At 62.5% G+C, this 15705-nt stretch carries 12 protein-coding genes and 4 tRNA genes; 11 read left to right on the forward strand and 5 right to left on the reverse strand.

Annotated features, from left to right (window positions below):
• Nucleotides 1-3 precede the first annotated feature (3 nt).
• The 10 genes from OSW16_RS08040 to OSW16_RS08085 all read left to right on the forward strand — a co-directional run bounded on the left by OSW16_RS08040 (nucleotide 4) and on the right by OSW16_RS08085 (nucleotide 7108).
• Nucleotides 4-663 (forward strand): SPOR domain-containing protein, encoded by a 660-nt coding sequence (locus OSW16_RS08040; protein ID WP_267822131.1) that lies wholly within the window; start codon nucleotides 4-6, stop codon nucleotides 661-663.
• A gap of 116 nt (nucleotides 664-779) precedes the next feature.
• Entirely contained in the window at nucleotides 780-1337 is a 558-nt protein-coding gene (locus OSW16_RS08045; protein WP_012313468.1) for a CvpA family protein, read from the forward strand.
• Nucleotides 1338-1379: 42 nt separating this feature from the next.
• On the forward strand, nucleotides 1380-2885 hold the full coding sequence (gene purF / locus OSW16_RS08050; RefSeq protein WP_012313469.1) for an amidophosphoribosyltransferase: 1506 nt from the start codon (nucleotides 1380-1382) through the stop codon (nucleotides 2883-2885).
• 16 nt (nucleotides 2886-2901) lie between these two features.
• A complete protein-coding gene (locus tag OSW16_RS08055) occupies nucleotides 2902-4113 on the forward strand; it encodes an O-succinylhomoserine sulfhydrylase (RefSeq protein ID WP_267822133.1) in 1212 nt (403 codons plus the stop codon).
• Nucleotides 4110-4883, forward strand: a complete 774-nt coding sequence (locus OSW16_RS08060; RefSeq protein WP_241803067.1) for an SDR family oxidoreductase — start codon at nucleotides 4110-4112, stop codon at nucleotides 4881-4883. The genes OSW16_RS08055 and OSW16_RS08060 overlap by 4 nt, the downstream gene beginning before the upstream one ends.
• A gap of 546 nt (nucleotides 4884-5429) precedes the next feature.
• Nucleotides 5430-5505: transfer RNA gene (locus OSW16_RS08065), tRNA-Val, on the forward strand.
• A gap of 80 nt (nucleotides 5506-5585) precedes the next feature.
• A tRNA-Asp gene (locus OSW16_RS08070) sits at nucleotides 5586-5662 on the forward strand.
• Nucleotides 5663-5761: 99 nt separating this feature from the next.
• Nucleotides 5762-5838: transfer RNA gene (locus tag OSW16_RS08075), tRNA-Asp, on the forward strand.
• A 137-nt stretch (nucleotides 5839-5975) separates the two neighbouring features.
• Nucleotides 5976-6052 (forward strand) — tRNA-Asp (locus tag OSW16_RS08080).
• Nucleotides 6053-6241: 189 nt separating this feature from the next.
• Nucleotides 6242-7108: a DUF2242 domain-containing protein gene (locus OSW16_RS08085; RefSeq protein ID WP_267822135.1), complete on the forward strand. Its 867-nt coding sequence runs from the start codon at nucleotides 6242-6244 to the stop codon at nucleotides 7106-7108.
• A gap of 219 nt (nucleotides 7109-7327) precedes the next feature.
• Here the strand turns inward: OSW16_RS08085 and OSW16_RS08090 are convergent, their stop codons facing one another.
• From OSW16_RS08090 to OSW16_RS08100, 3 genes are all read right to left on the reverse strand, one after another.
• Nucleotides 7328-8413, reverse strand: a complete 1086-nt coding sequence (locus OSW16_RS08090; protein ID WP_241803069.1) for an AraC family transcriptional regulator — start codon at nucleotides 8411-8413, stop codon at nucleotides 7328-7330.
• A gap of 4 nt (nucleotides 8414-8417) precedes the next feature.
• On the reverse strand, nucleotides 8418-9536 hold the full coding sequence (locus tag OSW16_RS08095) for a nitrilase-related carbon-nitrogen hydrolase (protein ID WP_267822138.1): 1119 nt from the start codon (nucleotides 9534-9536) through the stop codon (nucleotides 8418-8420).
• 106 nt (nucleotides 9537-9642) lie between these two features.
• Nucleotides 9643-10959 carry a chloride channel protein gene (locus OSW16_RS08100; protein ID WP_267822140.1) on the reverse strand — a complete coding sequence of 439 codons (1317 nt, stop codon included), beginning with the start codon at nucleotides 10957-10959 and terminating at the stop codon, nucleotides 9643-9645.
• Nucleotides 10960-11257: 298 nt separating this feature from the next.
• On the opposite strand from OSW16_RS08100, the gene OSW16_RS08105 reads away from it, so the two are divergent.
• Nucleotides 11258-13231, forward strand: a complete 1974-nt coding sequence (locus tag OSW16_RS08105; RefSeq protein WP_267822142.1) for a BCCT family transporter — start codon at nucleotides 11258-11260, stop codon at nucleotides 13229-13231.
• A gap of 29 nt (nucleotides 13232-13260) precedes the next feature.
• Here OSW16_RS08105 and OSW16_RS08110 read toward each other — a convergent pair whose 3' ends face one another.
• Together OSW16_RS08110 and OSW16_RS08115 are read right to left on the reverse strand one after the other, a co-directional pair.
• Nucleotides 13261-13677 (reverse strand): DUF1850 domain-containing protein, encoded by a 417-nt coding sequence (locus OSW16_RS08110; RefSeq protein ID WP_267822144.1) that lies wholly within the window; start codon nucleotides 13675-13677, stop codon nucleotides 13261-13263.
• Complete coding sequence (locus OSW16_RS08115; RefSeq protein ID WP_267822146.1) at nucleotides 13674-15701, reverse strand: TRAP transporter permease; 2028 nt, start codon at nucleotides 15699-15701, stop codon at nucleotides 13674-13676. Before OSW16_RS08115 ends, OSW16_RS08110 begins: the two co-directional genes overlap by 4 nt.
• Nucleotides 15702-15705 lie beyond the last annotated feature (4 nt).

The raw sequence follows: 15705 nt of genomic DNA on the forward strand, positions 1-15705 counted from the left end.
TAGATGGCAGTGCTGGATAAAGGGATGAAACAGCGCATGGTGGGTGCGTTGGTGCTGGTGGCGCTGGCGGTTATTTTCCTGCCGATGCTGTTCACCCGCGAGGACGAAATGCGTCAGGTGCGCGTGGAGGCCCCGCAGGCACCGGCGATGCCGAGCTTGCCTGAAGTCAAGGTAGAGCCGGTTGCAGTGCCCGAGCCGCAACCGCTGCCGCAAGAGCCGCAGCAGGCGCCAGTGGTGGTCAATGAGTCCTCGGCCCCGGTGGCCGCGCCGAGCCAGCCGATCACGCCGTCGCCGCAAACCCAGGCGCAGGTCCAGCCCAAGCCGCAGGCGCCGGAGCCGGCGGCCAAGCCCCAGGCGCAAGCGGCCGCTACCCCTGCGCCGGCGGCAAGCGCCAGCCCAGCGTCGAAAATCGACGCCAACGGCTTGCCGGTGAGCTGGTCTATCCAGTTGGCCAGCCTGTCCAATCGCGCCGGGGCCGAGAGCCTGCAGAAAACCCTGCGCAGCCAGGGTTACAACGCCTACATCCGTTCGGCCGGTGGCATGAATCGGGTCTATGTGGGGCCGCTGATCGAACGTGCCGAGGCCGAGCGCCTGCGCGATGCGATCAATCGGCAGCAGAAGCTCAAGGGCTTCGTGGTTCGTTTCCAGCCAGAACGCGGTTGATTCCAGGGGCTGCTCTGCAGCCCATCCGTGGCCAAGCCAATCGGCCTGACATTCCGCTTACTCCCGGCCCTTTGCTCTGGTAAAATGCGCCGCCTCAAACGTCTGCAGGCAGCACCGTGGCATTTACCTGGGTTGATTGGGCGATCATCGCGATCATCGCCGTTTCCACACTGATCAGTCTCAAGCGCGGCTTCGTCAAGGAAGCCTTGTCCCTGCTCATCTGGATCATTGCCGGTGCAGTCGCCTGGATGTTCGGTGGGTCGCTCTCGGTGTATCTTGAAAGCTACATCCAGACCCCATCGATGCGCATCATCGCTGGCTGCGCCATTCTCTTCGTCGCCACCCTGCTGGTGGGCGCGATGGTCAATTTCCTGGTCGGTGAGCTGATCCGCGTGACCGGGCTGTCCGGTACCGATCGTTTTCTCGGCATGGCCTTCGGCGCGGCGCGTGGGGCCTTGCTGGTGGTGGTTGCCATCGGCCTGCTCAGCCTGGGGCCGGTGCAACAGGATACCTGGTGGCAGGAATCTCGCCTGATACCACAATTTCTATTGGTCGCTGACTGGTCGAAGAACCTGATTCTGGGTTTCACCAGCCAGTGGATGTCCAGTGGGGTGATCAGCACTCCGGCTGATCTCCCGTTCAAGGAACAGTTGCTCGGGCCTGCAAAGCCTTGAGCGCTATTCACTCAAGTTTCATCAAAGTAGGGGTTGCGTCGCATGTGTGGCATCGTCGGTATCGTCGGTAAGTCGAACGTCAATCAGGCGCTGTATGACGCGCTTACGGTCCTCCAGCACCGCGGCCAGGACGCTGCAGGTATCGTGACCAGCCACGACGGCCGGTTGTTCCTGCGCAAGGATAATGGCCTGGTGCGCGATGTCTTCCAGCAGCGCCACATGCAGCGCCTGGTAGGCCATATGGGTATCGGCCACGTCCGTTACCCGACTGCGGGCAGCTCGACCTCGGCCGAAGCCCAGCCGTTCTATGTCAACTCGCCGTATGGCATCACCCTGGCGCACAACGGCAACCTGACCAACGTCGAGCAGTTGGCCAAGGAGATCTACGAGTCCGACCTGCGCCACGTCAACACCAACTCCGACTCGGAAGTGCTGCTGAACGTGTTCGCCCATGAACTGGCGGTGCGTGGCAAGCTGCAGCCTACCGAAGAAGACGTGTTCGCCGCCGTTTCCCACGTGCACAGCCGCTGCGTCGGTGGTTACGCGGTGGTGGCGATGGTGACCGGCTACGGCATCGTCGGCTTCCGTGACCCCAACGGCATTCGCCCGGTGGTGTTCGGTCAGCGCCATACCGACGAAGGCGTCGAGTACATGATCGCCTCGGAAAGCGTTGCCCTGGACGTGCTCGGCTTCACCCTGATCCGCGACCTGGCGCCGGGCGAGGCGGTGTACATCACCGAAGAAGGCCAGCTGTACACCAAGCAGTGCGCTGAAAGCCCGAAACTGCAGCCGTGCATCTTCGAGCACGTCTACCTGGCCCGTCCGGACTCGATCATGGATGGTGTTTCGGTGTACAAGGCGCGCCTGCGCATGGGCGAGAAGCTGGCCGAGAAGATCCAGCGCGAACGCCCGGACCACGACATCGACGTGGTCATCCCGATCCCTGACACCAGCCGCACCGCCGCCCTGGAGCTGGCCAACCACCTGGGCGTCAAGTTCCGCGAAGGTTTCGTCAAGAACCGTTACATCGGCCGTACCTTCATCATGCCCGGCCAGGCTGCCCGCAAGAAGTCGGTGCGCCAGAAGCTCAATGCCATCGAGCTGGAGTTCCGCGGCAAGAACGTGATGCTGGTCGACGACTCCATCGTGCGCGGCACCACTTGCAAGCAGATCATCCAGATGGCCCGCGAAGCCGGCGCTAAAAACGTCTACTTCTGTTCCGCGGCCCCTGCGGTGCGTTACCCCAACGTCTACGGCATCGACATGCCGAGCGCTCACGAACTGATCGCCCACAACCGCACCACCGACCAGGTGGCCGAGTTGATCGGCGCCGACTGGCTGGTCTACCAGGACCTGCCGGACCTGATCGAATCGGTCGGTGGCGGCAAGATCAAGATCGAGCACTTCGATTGCGCGGTGTTCAACGGTGAATACGTCACCGGCGACATCGACGAAGCCTATCTCGACCGCATCGAGCAGGCGCGCAATGACCTGGCCAAGGTGAAGAACCAGGCGGTCAGCGCGATCATCGACCTCTACAACAACTGATTTGGAGAGCGACGGCATGACGGATCAATGGGATGCCGGGCGACTGGACAGTGACCTCGAGGGTGTCGGCTTCGACACCCTGGCGGTGCGTGCCGGTCAGAACCGTACACCGGAGGCGGAGCACAGCGAAGCGCTGTTCCTGACCTCCAGCTATGTCTTCCGCACGGCCGCCGATGCGGCTGCGCGCTTTGCCGGTGAAACCCCTGGCAACGTCTATTCGCGCTACACCAACCCCACCGTGCGTGCCTTCGAAGAGCGCCTGGCGGCGATGGAAGGTGCCGAGCAGGCCGTGGCCACCTCGACCGGTATGGCGGCGATCCTCGCTGTGGTGATGTCCCTGTGCAGCGCCGGCGACCATGTGCTGGTTTCGCAGAGCGTGTTCGGCTCGACGATCAGCCTGTTCGAGAAGTACTTCAAGCGCTTCGGCGTGCAGGTGGACTACGTGCCGCTGGTCGATCTGGCGGGTTGGGACAAGGCCATCAAGGCCAATACCAAGCTGCTGATCCTCGAGTCGCCTTCCAACCCGTTGGCCGAACTGGTGGACATTGCCGCGCTGGCCGAAATTGCCCATGCCCGTGGTGCCATGCTGGTGGTGGACAACTGCTTCAGCACCCCGGCGCTGCAGCAGCCGCTCAAGCTTGGCGCTGACATCGTGTTCCATTCCGCGACCAAGTTCATCGACGGCCAGGGCCGTTGCATGGGTGGCGTCGTGGCCGGGCGCAGCGAGCAGATGAAAGAGGTGGTGGGCTTTTTGCGCACTGCCGGTCCGACCCTCAGCCCGTTCAATGCCTGGATCTTCACCAAAGGCCTGGAAACGCTCAAGCTGCGCATGCGTGCGCACTGCCAGAGCGCTCAGCAGTTGGCCGAGTGGCTTGAGCAGCAGGAGGGTGTCGAGAAGGTGCATTACGCCGGCTTGCCAAGCCATCCGCAGCACGAACTGGCCCAGCGCCAGATGACTGGCTTCGGCGCGGTGGTGAGTTTCGAGGTCAAGGGGGGCAAGGAGGGCGCCTGGCGCTTCATCGATGCCACGCGGGTGATCTCGATCACCACCAACCTGGGTGACAGCAAGACCACCATCGCCCACCCGGCCACCACCTCTCACGGCCGCCTGACCCCGCAGGAGCGTGAGGCTGCAGGTATTCGCGACAGCCTGATCCGCGTGGCTGTCGGCCTGGAGGACGTCGCCGACCTGCAAGCCGACCTTGCGCGTGGGCTGGCAGCACTGTGATCGACTGGAAGGGCGGCTCGCCGGGCCATAACGGCCGGGTAGCACTGGTAACCGGTGCCGCACGCGGCATCGGCCTGGGCATTGCTGCCTGGTTGATCTGCGAGGGCTGGCAGGTGGTGCTGAGCGACCTGGACCGCCCTCGCGGCGCCAAGGTTGCCAAGGCCTTGGGTGAAAACGCCTGGTTCATCACCATGGACGTGGCCGATGAAGCCCAGGTGAGTGCCGGGGTTTCCGAGGTGTTGGGGCAGTTCGGGCGGCTGGACGCGCTGGTGTGCAACGCGGCCATCGCCAACCCGCATAACCAGACCTTGGAGAGCTTGAGCCTGGCGCAATGGAACCGTGTGCTGGCAGTCAACCTCAACGGCCCGATGCTGCTGGCCAAGCACTGCGCGCCTTACCTGCGTGCGCACAATGGTGCGATAGTCAACCTGACCTCGACCCGTGCCCGGCAGTCGGAGCCAGATACCGAGGCTTACGCTGCGAGCAAGGGCGGCCTGGTGGCGTTGACCCATGCCTTGGCCATGAGCCTGGGCCCGGAAATCCGCGTCAATGCAGTGAGCCCGGGCTGGATCGATACGCGTGACCCTGCGCAACGCCGTGCCGAACCGTTGAGCGAAGCCGACCATGCCCAGCACCCGACGGGCAGGGTAGGGACGGTGGAAGACGTCGCGGCCATGGTGGCCTGGCTGTTGTCGCGCCAGGCAGCGTTCGTCACTGGCCAGGAGTTCGTGGTCGATGGCGGCATGACCCGCAAGATGATCTACACCTGAGCGGCAAGCTTCAAGCTTCAAGCTGCAAGAGGGACCGTGAGGTCCCTTAGTCATTTGTGGGGAGCGGGAATCGTATGGGCGACACCTGGCTTTTTCTTGCGGCTTGGAGCTTGGAGCTTGGAGCTGCAAGTCGCGAGAGCGGTCGTAAGGTCCCTTAGTCATTTGTGGGGAGCGGAAATCGTATGGGCGATACCTGGCTTTTTCTTGCGGCTTGCAGCTTGGAGCTTGGAGCTGCAAGTCGCGAGAGCGGTCGTAAGGTCCCTTAGTCATTTGTGGGGAGCGGAAATCGTATGGGCGACACCTGGCTTTTTCTTGCGGCTTGCAGCTTGGAGCTTGGAGCTGCAAGTCGCGAGAGCGGTCGTAAGGTCCCTCAGTCATTTGTGGGGAGCGGGAATCGTATGGGCGACACCTGGCTTTTTCTTGCAGCTTGCAGCTTGCCGCTTACCGCTGCCTCCAAAAAAAATCCAACGGGGGTATTGACTTAGCGTCGGCACCTGCGTAAATTTCGCGGCCTCAGCGAAGCAAACGCAACAAGCAACATCGCGAGGGTGATTAGCTCAGCCGGGAGAGCATCTGCCTTACAAGCAGAGGGTCGGCGGTTCGATCCCGTCATCACCCACCACTTCCTGAGCGTTCCTGATGCAGGGTGCTTCGACAGAAGCAACTTGCTGGAGAGGAACAAGGCCTGATAAGCCACCATGCGCAGCGGTAGTTCAGTCGGTTAGAATACCGGCCTGTCACGCCGGGGGTCGCGGGTTCGAGTCCCGTCCGCTGCGCCATTTTTCAGTAACAGATGGGTGCCTGGCACCGGTCTGAAGCCAAAGGCAAAATTGCCTCAGGCTGATCCCAGTTCAATCAGGCGCAAGCCTGAACGATACGCAGCGGTAGTTCAGTCGGTTAGAATACCGGCCTGTCACGCCGGGGGTCGCGGGTTCGAGTCCCGTCCGCTGCGCCATCTTCGTTTCGAAGCCCCTTGAACGCTTCGAAGCAACAAAAAGAGCGATCTACGTGTCGCTTTTTTTGTGCCTGACCTGAGTGGTGTTCACCGCGAGGGGAAGCACAGTTTCAACCGGGCGAAAGCCCAAGCGATACGCAGCGGTAGTTCAGTCGGTTAGAATACCGGCCTGTCACGCCGGGGGTCGCGGGTTCGAGTCCCGTCCGCTGCGCCATCTTCGCCTCGAAGCCCCTTGAACGCTTCGAAGCAAAACGAGAAAGCGACCTTAGGGTCGCTTTTTTCGTTCATGCGGCCGCAAAGTCAACATTTACACGATGCTGACAGACTCTTCACCGTCGAACGGTTTCAGTGCAAGGGCGCTGTGATGCACAATAGGCACCTCTCGACTTACCCGGAATTCGCAATGACCAGATCATCCGTCTTTGGTGCGCTCGGGCTGGCCCTGGTGCTGGCGGGCGTGACCGGTTGCTCCTCGAAAAAAACCGCCATCTATGAGCACGAGAACTTCGATGACTCAGGCACCTTCTCGCGCAGCTTCCCGGTCAGTGAAGCCGGCTCGTGCGAGGCTGCCCGGCGTGCGCTGCTGAGCCAGGGTTACATCATCACCAGCAGCGGTGCCAACCAGATAGCCGGTAACAAAAGCTTCCAGCAGAACAGCGAAAACCACCTGCAGATTAGCTTCAGCGTGACCTGCGCGCCCGACAGCGGTGACGAGCAGCGTTCGACCATGTTCGCCAACGCGCTGCAGGACCGCTACGCCCTCAAGAAGTCCAATACGTCCGCCAGCCTCGGCGTGGGTGTGTTGGGTTCGGTGTCGATGCCTATCGGCTCCAGTGACGATTCCATGGTCAAGGTCGCCAGCGAGACCGTGACCGCGCCGCAGTTCTACGAGCGTTACTTTGCGCTGGTCGAAAGCTACTTGCCTAAACCCAAAGCGAAGAAGGTCAGCAAGGCCAAGGTTGAAGCGCCGGCACCCAAGGTCGAGAACAACACAGCGCCTGCGTTGGGGCTGCCTGAGCAGGTTTCACCAGCGCCTGTGAGCGCTGCTCCTTTAGCAGAGTCAGCCTCGGCATCAGCACCAGCACCGGCACCAGAGCCAACCCCAGCTCCAGCTCCAGCTGAGGCGGTGCTCCCTGCAAGCGAGGCGCCAGCTGCGCCGGTAGTTGACGACAGCCAGGGATCGCAACCCGTCGCACCCCCGGCCGCGCCAGCGCCGATCGAGGTGCAGCAGGAGGCACAGCCTGCCGAGGCTCAAGCACCCGCTCTCTGAACGATCTGCCCTGAGAAGCCGTAAGCACGGCGTTTCATGCGCTGTTACAGATACTCAGACGATAACTTTCTGAACACCTGCTACGTTTACCACTCATAGGCTTGTAATCAGTTCTTCATCCAGCCTGCTTAGGCTGGAGGGCATGACTAACGAAGATAAAAGAGTGAAGAGGACGCAGGGTATGGATGAATATCAGGAAGAGCTGCTCGAGTACCAAGCCTACGAGCTGGACACCCCGGAACCGGCCGACGACGCCACCGAGCTTTGACCCACCTGCCGCTGACTGCGGCGCACCCCCCCCGGTGTGAGGCCCGTCCAGCGCTTGAACGCGCGCTGGAAGGCTTCAGCCGATGCAAAACCCAACAGATAGGCAATCTCACCGAAGGTCAATTCCGTATCGCGGATATAGGCTTCGGCGAGGTCACGCCGTGTGTCATTGAGCAAGTCACGAAAGCGCGTGCCTTCCTCTGCCAGTTTGCGCCGCAAGGTCCAGGCGGGCAGTTGCAGGCGCAGTGCAACTTCTTCCAGGCCGGGCTCACGGCCCCCGTTGAGCAGGGGGCCGAGCAGGTGGGTGATGCGCTCGCCCAGGCTGCGTACGCGGGTGCGCTGCAGCATGTGCGTTTCACACAGTTGCAGCAGGTGCTGCCAGGTGCTCGGGCAATGCTGGGGGTTGGCCAGCTCCAGCGTGGCTCGGCCCAGGCGCAATCGGTTACCGCTGGCGGCAAACTGCACGGCTGTACTGCATAACGGTTGATACTGGGCGGCGTAGCCGGGGGCTTCGAATTCGATTTCCAGGCGCTCGGCCAGTACAGGCGTTTCGGTCAGTGCCGCAAGCTGGGCCAGCCAGCCGGTCAGCAGGGAATCCACCACGAAACGGTTGTAGGCGTTATAAGGGCTGATCGAGTAGAAGCTCAACCATGCCCCCTGGGCATCTTCCTGATAACTCGAATGCCCACGGTAGTTGGCGGCATACAGCGGCTCGAAACGCAACAGGGTACGGGCGGCTTCGCCCAAGGTAGGCGCCTGCGCGGCTGTCACGCCCGCGAGACCCGCCTGGGCCAGCCGGCTCAGGCGCCCCATGTGCAGGCCCAGAGCAGGCTCCCCGCACAGCGCGATCGCAGCATGCCCCAAGTGCATGTAGCGGGGGATCGACAGCCGCGCACCGGCTTCGGCCAAGCGTGTCTCATCCAGCCCGTAACGGCGCAGCAGCGGCTGAGGATCGTGACCGAGGCCTTGCAGAGCCTCAGCCAGCGGTTGGACGAAACCTACCGAGAGGTCGCCCAGGCGAACACGGGGGCGGGGCATACCCCTACAGCCACACGTTCAGCAGGCGTGCGCCCTGGCTGGGAGGGCCTGTGAGCAATTCGCCACTTTGATGGGCGAAGCCTTGGCCGTCGCTGCCCTGGTCCCAGAACTGCCCACGCATGAATACACTCATGCTGCTGACCCCCTGGCCGGCAGCCTCGGTCAGGCGTTGCCAGGCGGTCTTCTCACTCACTTCACCGCGCTGCAGGGCGAGCTCGGCCGCCGCATCCTGGTGCCGGTTGCCGCGCCATGGCGCTTGCCAGCTGTCCTTGCCGCTCAGGAAAACCGGATTGGCCACCAGTTGTACCTGCTGGCTCTGCAGCTGCTGGTGGTTCTCCGGGTACCAACTGTCGCTGCCGATCAGCACGCCCAGACGCCCGGCCGGGGTTTGCACGACTTGCAGTGGTTGTTTGCGGCCATCATGGATATACCGCCGTACCTGGCTGTCGGGGAATTGCTGGCGTTGCGGCTGGCCCAAGGGTGAACCGTCGCCGGCGAACACCAGGCTGCTGTTGAACAATGGGCCGCCGCCGGCATGCAGCACGCCTTGTTCCACATAGGGGTCCGGCAGCACGATCGAGCCGGCCACCAAGGTCACGCCAAACTCCTTGGCCAGGCTGCCGAACAGTTGCTGGTAGTCGCTGGCCATCTGCTGAGCCTTCATGCGCAAGTGCGCATCGGCCCGGCGGTCGTCGCCGCTGGCGCGCAATATCGCCAGGCCATAGCGCAGCGGGTTGCTCAGCTCCAGCCATTGCTCCGCTTCGCGGCTACGGGTGACCTGGTAGAGTTCGTTCTTTTCACCGCGAGCCCACAGCCAGGTACCGATGTGCTCTGGCAGTACCACCACGGTGCGCGGGCCGATCAGGCCTTTGGCCCGGGCTTGTTGCAAGTAGGCCGACAGCTTGCGGTGCAGGCGTTGCAGGTTTTGATAGTCGCTTGGATAAAGCAGGGGCTCGACGCCCAGCAGGTTGCCCTGCTCGCCGGGCACGCCGTGGTCCAGCGCCAGTTCGATGCGCAGGTCGGAGAGGTAGTGGCCTTCCGGGCGCTGCTGGGTCCAGAAGCCATAGCCGCACAGGGCGGCGATCATCACCAGCGCCAAGGCGCTTGCCAATAGTTTTCGCATGCCTTTGATGTCGTTGATACTCGCAGTGACGCGGCGGTAAACCAAGAATTCGCTAAGCATTGTGTCACAGTCGCGGTCTTGAGCGTGCCTCGCGCAGCCGTCGATTTCAACTGGGTTTGGCAGGTGCGACGTTGTCGATGATCTGTTTTGCCAAGGCGTGGTAGAGGGAAACGGGCGAAATGCAACCAGAGATGCCGGCCGCCATCAATGTCACTGCCAGCATCGGGATGGCCAGGTCCGGGCTGTGGGTAAGCTCCAGAACGATCACCGATGCAGTCAACGGCGAACGCGTCACCCCAGCCAGGTAGGCGCCCATTCCCAGCAGTGCGCATGCCTGGGGATCGACATTGGGTATCACGCGCAACAACGGCTCGAATGCCGCACCGATGCTCAGCGAAGGTGAAAACAGGCCCCCCGGTATGCCCGAGAGGTAAGAGACGACATTGGCCAGAAACTTCCAGAGCAGGAAACTGGCGTCGGTGATCGGTCGGCCCTCCAGCAAGGCCCGGGTCTCTTCGTAGCCGGTGCCGAACACATGGTTGCCGGACACCAGCCCCAGCACTGCCAGCACCAGCCCGCAGCTCGCCGCGAAGCGCACCGGATAGCGCCCGCGCAGTGCGCAGAGACGGCCAAGCAGGCCCTTGTCGGTAGGCAGCACCAGCCTGGCGTAACAGCCACCCAGCACCCCACCCAGCAGCGCGCAGGCAGGCACCACACTCCAACCCCAGCCTACGGGCATCCGCCCGCTTATTTCGCCAAAGTAGGCGTTGTGCCCCGTCAGCCCCAGGGTGACCACGCCGCCGATCAGCACCGCCGTCAGCACCAGGCCGCTGAAGCGTTGTTCAAAGGTGCGGCTCAGTTCTTCGATGGCAAAGACGACACCGGCCAGCGGGGTGTTGAACGCAGCGGCTATGCCGGCTGCGCCGCCTGCGAGGATCAGGCCGGCAATCGTACGACGGCCGTGCAGGCCCAATCGCCGGCCGAAGGAATAGAGCACGGCAGCGCCGATGTGAACGGTAGGCCCCTCGCGCCCGACCGACCCCCCTACCAGCAGGGCGCCCAACGTCAGGCTCATGCGCGCGGCGGCGACGGGTATCGAAAGCAGTCGGGCCCGCAGGCGCCGGGATGGCATTTCCAAGGCGGCGATCACCTGAGGTATGCCGCTACCTTTGGCATTTTCGAACCAGCGCTGTGTCAAATAGGTCAGAAGGGCGAAGCCCAGGGGAGTGATGAGCAGGGGTGACCAGGGCAGCCAGTCCAGCAGGCGCTTGAACGAAGCGAATGCGGCTTCGGCCAGCCAGGCGAACGCCAATGCGACAAGCCCCACCAGCAGGGCCCCGATCCAGAACGCCAGGCGCTGGCGCCATTCTCGCCAGCGTGAACGGGCGAGAGGGAGGGCAGGGAGGCTGGTACGGTCGGGCATCGTCTATGCAGTATCGGCGAATAAAGCCACGAGTATGACGTGTATGAGCGGGGTGGCAAACCCGACAGAGGTGGTATTCAGGCAGTGCGGGCGGCGCCTGGTGGCATCGGCGAGTGCCGTGACGCCAGGCTGGCTCGAACTGCGTATCGATTTGTGATTTTTATCCTCGGAGGTTACGGTTCATGGCTGTTCAAGCGCACAGGCTCGGCAAACGGAGGTCTTCCTGGCTGCTAATCTGGGCAGATGTCGCGGTGCCGGGGCACCCTGTGCTCATCGCTTTACAAGGAGAACTGCCGGAATGACAGCAGCCGATAAACCCAGGAGCACACTCAACCCACCCGTCTTCTACACCAGCGCCATACTCATCTTTCTGCTGGTCTTGTACGCCACGGCTTTTCAGGAGCACGCCCAGGCGCTGTTCGAAGAGGTTCAGCAATGGATCATCACCAACGCCAGCTGGTTCTACATCCTCACCGTAGCGCTGGTGTTGATCAGCGTGGTGTTTCTGGCCGTGAGCCGCTACGGCGACATCAAGCTGGGGCCTGATCACAGCGAGCCTGATTACCGGAAAAGCAGCTGGTTCGCCATGCTGTTCTCCGCAGGCATGGGGATCGGCCTGATGTTCTTCGGCGTGGCCGAGCCGGTGATGCATTTCACCACACCGCCTGTGGGCGACCCTGGCACAGTCGCAGCGGCTCGCGAAGCCATGAAGATCACCTTCTTCCATTGGGGCCTGCATGCCTGGGCGATCTATGCCATCGTCGCGCTCATCCTGGCCTACTTCAGCTTCCGCAATGGTTTGCCACTGACGTTGCGCTCAGCGCTCTATCCGCTGATCGGTGAACGGATTTACGGGCCTATCGGGCACGCCGTGGATATCTTCGCCATCCTCGGCACGGTGTTCGGTGTGGCCACCTCGCTGGGTTATGGGGTATTGCAGATCAACAGCGGTTTCCACCATTTGTTCGGTCTGCCGGTAAACCCCACGGTTCAAGTCATTCTCATCGCTGCCACCTGCGCGTTGGCGACACTGTCCGTGGCCAGCGGCCTGGACAAGGGTATCCGCATCCTCTCCGAGCTCAACCTGAGCCTGGCTGTCATCCTGATGCTGTTCGTGCTGTTGCTCGGGCCTACCGTGTTTCTGCTGCAGGCCTACGTGCAGAATACCGGTGCCTACCTGTCCGATATCGTCAACAAGACCTTCAACCTCTACGCCTATGAACCCACTGACTGGATTGGCGGCTGGACTCTTTTGTACTGGGGCTGGTGGTTGTCCTGGTCGCCTTTCGTAGGCCTGTTCATCGCACGCATTTCCCGCGGGCGGACCATTCGTGAGTTCGTGTGCGGTGTACTGTTCGTACCCGCAGGCTTCACCTTGCTCTGGATGACGGTGTTCGGGGACTCAGCGATCCACATGATCCTCAACGAAGGTGTCAGGGACCTGGCTGCGGTGGTCGATCAGGACAGTTCACTGGCCTTGTTCGCCTTTCTCGAGCACTTCCCGTTCTCCAGTGTCATCTCACTGATAGCGGTGCTCATGGTGGTGGTGTTCTTTGTCACCTCGGCGGACTCCGGTGCGCTGGTGGTCGATATGCTGGCCTCGTCCGGGCAAGGTCATTCGCCTTTGTGGCAACGCATCTTCTGGTCGGTCAGCATTGGCGCTGTCGCCATTGCGCTGTTGCTGGCCAACGGTCTCAAGGCTCTGCAGACGGCGACCATCGCCAGTGCCTTGCCCTTCGCCGCCATTTTGCTCCTCGCCATCTGGGGCCTGTTCAAGGCGCTGAGCCTCGATGCCACCCGCCGCGGTTTGCGCAATCAGGCCTTGCCCGGCCCACGGCATACGCGCGTTCCCCACGGGGGGTGGCAGCGGCGCTTGCGCAATATCGCCATGATGCCGCGGCGTGCCCATGTGACCCGCTTCATCGCCGACGTGGTGAAGCCTGCCTGTGAAGAAGTCGCCTCGGAATTGCGCAAGCAGGGCTATGACGTTGCGGTGAACGAGCGCGATGATGGGCGCGTGACGCTTGAGCTTTCCCATGCTGGAGAAGGGCGTTTCCTGTACGAAGTACGCCCGCGCGCATTCAACACCCCCAGTTTCGTCATGCGGGATACCGACGAGGGTTCCGATACCCGCAAGTACTTCCGTGCTGAAGTGCATCTGCGTGAAGGGGGCCAGGATTACGACATCATGGGATGGAGCCGGGACGATGTGATCGGCGACATTCTCGATCAGTACGAGCGCCACCTGCACTACCTGCACGTCGTCAGCTGATCAGCCCTCGCACTGCCCTGTATGCGCGCTCAGGGCAGTGCTTTGCGCTGATCGGCGGCTGCACTGCCTTCGCATGCCCAGAAATCCACGGCAGCAATGCTAGGGGTTGGCGGTCCCAGCCAATAGGAGAGGGGCTGGCACCTGCCCTCGACGCACAATTGATAGTCGCCGGCCTCGGGCGTGCGCCCGGCATGCAGAGGTTGCAGCGGGGGCAGATGGCGGTGGTAGTGCCATGCCCCATCACGCAGGCGAGCGTCATCCGGGATCTCCATGCCGGCGCCGCTGCCGCGCACCCGAGCCTCCTGCAGCACCAGGCCTGCCGGTGTCACCTGATAATCCTCCTCCCAGCGGACCTTCTCCACACTGTGCTGCCAGGCCAGGGTAACCTCCTGCAACGGCAGACTGGCCCAGACCACACCGGCAAGCCCGATGCAAAGGCTGGTCATGCCGGTTGCCCGGGCGCGGGCCGGCTGCGCCAGTAATGCCAGCCCATGACGGCAATGCCCAAGGCGAAGCCGACCTCGTCGCTGATGGGCAAGGCAAGAATCAGCGATACACCTGCCATGAACGCCAACAGCCGTTCCCACCATGGCATGGGCATGCGCCAGTGACCGGTGGCCGCGCATCCCCAGAGTGCCACTGCAAACATGGCCTTGATCAGGATGTACAGGGTTGCGCCGACGCTGTCGCCCTGCATCATCAACGCCGGGTCATACACCGCCATGAACGGCACGACGAAACCGGCCATTGCAATGCGTACCGCCCAGAAGCTGATCAATAGCCCTTTCTCTTTGGCAATGGGGGCGGCGGCAAAGCAGGCCAACGCTACCGGCGGCGTCAGGTCGGCAAGGATGCCGAAATAAAACACGAACATGTGTGAGACGATCAGCGGCACCCCGAGCTCCAGCAAGGCCGGCGCGGCGATGGAGCTGGTGATGATGTAATTGGGAATGGTCGGGATACCCATGCCCAGGACCAGGCAGGTCAACATGGTCAAAAGCAGCGACAGGAAAAGGTTTTCCCGGCCCAGGTCGAGAATGTACCCGGCGAATGTCGTCGCCAGGCCGGTTAATGAGATCACCCCGATGATTACCCCGACCAAGGCGCACGCGATACCTACCGGCACCGCATGGCGCGCACCTTCGGCCAGGGCCATGACGCAGGCACGGAGGGTGGCACGTCCACCCTGTATGAACGCGCAGGCGATAGCGAGCGAGGCGATCACCAGCAGGATGACACCAATGCCCATGCGGAAGAACCCTGAGCAGAGGATCCCCAGCGCCACCCAGAAGGCCGCCCGCAACCATGTCTTTTGCGCCCGCAGGATGATTGCCGAACCAAGGATGACGATGGCTGTCAGGGCCAGGCCGACCATCCCCGAATACAGGGGTGTGCGGCCGGAGAACAAAAGGCCGACCAGTACCACCAGGGGTATCAGCAGGAACCAGCGTTGACGCACTGCCTCCCAGGCACTCGGGCATTGCTCGCGGGGTAAACCATGCAGCTGGCTGCGCCGGGCTTCCAGGTGCACCATCCAGTACACCGAGCCGAAATACAGCAAGGCCGGAATGAGCGCGGCCTTCGCCACTTCGGCATAGGGAACGTTGATCGTTTCGGCCATGATGAACGCCACCGCGCCCATGACCGGTGGCATCAGTTGGCTGCCCATGCTTGCGGTCGACTCAACGCCCCCGGCAAATGCCGGCTTGTAGCCGAAGCGCTTCATCAGCGGGATCGTGAACTGCCCGGTGGTGACCACGTTTGCCACCCCTGAACCGGTGATGGTCCCCATCAGCGCCGAGGAGAATACCGAGACTTTTGCCGGCCCCCCGCTGCGATGGCCGAACAGGCCCATGGCAAAGTCAGTGAACAGCCGTATCATGCCGGCCTGTTCAAGGAACGCGCCGAACAGGATGAACAGGTAGATATAGGTCGCCGAGACATAGGTGGGCGTGCCATACAGCCCCTCGGTGCCGAAGGCCAGTTGGTTGACGATCTGATCGAGGCCGTAGCCGCGATGCGCAAGGTCACCGGGCAGGTACTGGCCGAGCAGCCCGTAGGCCAGAAAAAGAGCGCAAATGATGGGCAGGGCGATACCCATCACCCGTCGCGCTGCCTCGAAAACCAGGCCGATCAGCAGCAGGCCGAACACCAGGTCACTGGTGGTCAGTTCCCCGGAGCGTTGAATCAGCTCGCCCTCGAAATGCCACTGGTAGGCAGCAGTGGCCATGCCTGCCAGGCCCAGCAGCCAGCCAAGCGGTTGCCACGGCCTGCGATGACCTGCCCACGGGTAGCTCAGGTACACCACCAGCAGCAAGAACCCTACGTGTACTGCCCGCAGTACCTGACTGGAAACCAGCGGGAAGGCCGCCGTGGCAATCTGAAAGGTCGAAAATGCCAAGGCCACGGCAAAAAGCGTGGCAGGCCAACGGTCGGTACTGGCTTGCAGACCTTGCCCGGTATCACTCATGTGC

Source organism: Pseudomonas putida (assembly GCF_026625125.1).
In the GTDB taxonomy this organism is placed as follows: Bacteria; Pseudomonadota; Gammaproteobacteria; order Pseudomonadales; family Pseudomonadaceae; genus Aquipseudomonas; species Aquipseudomonas putida_X.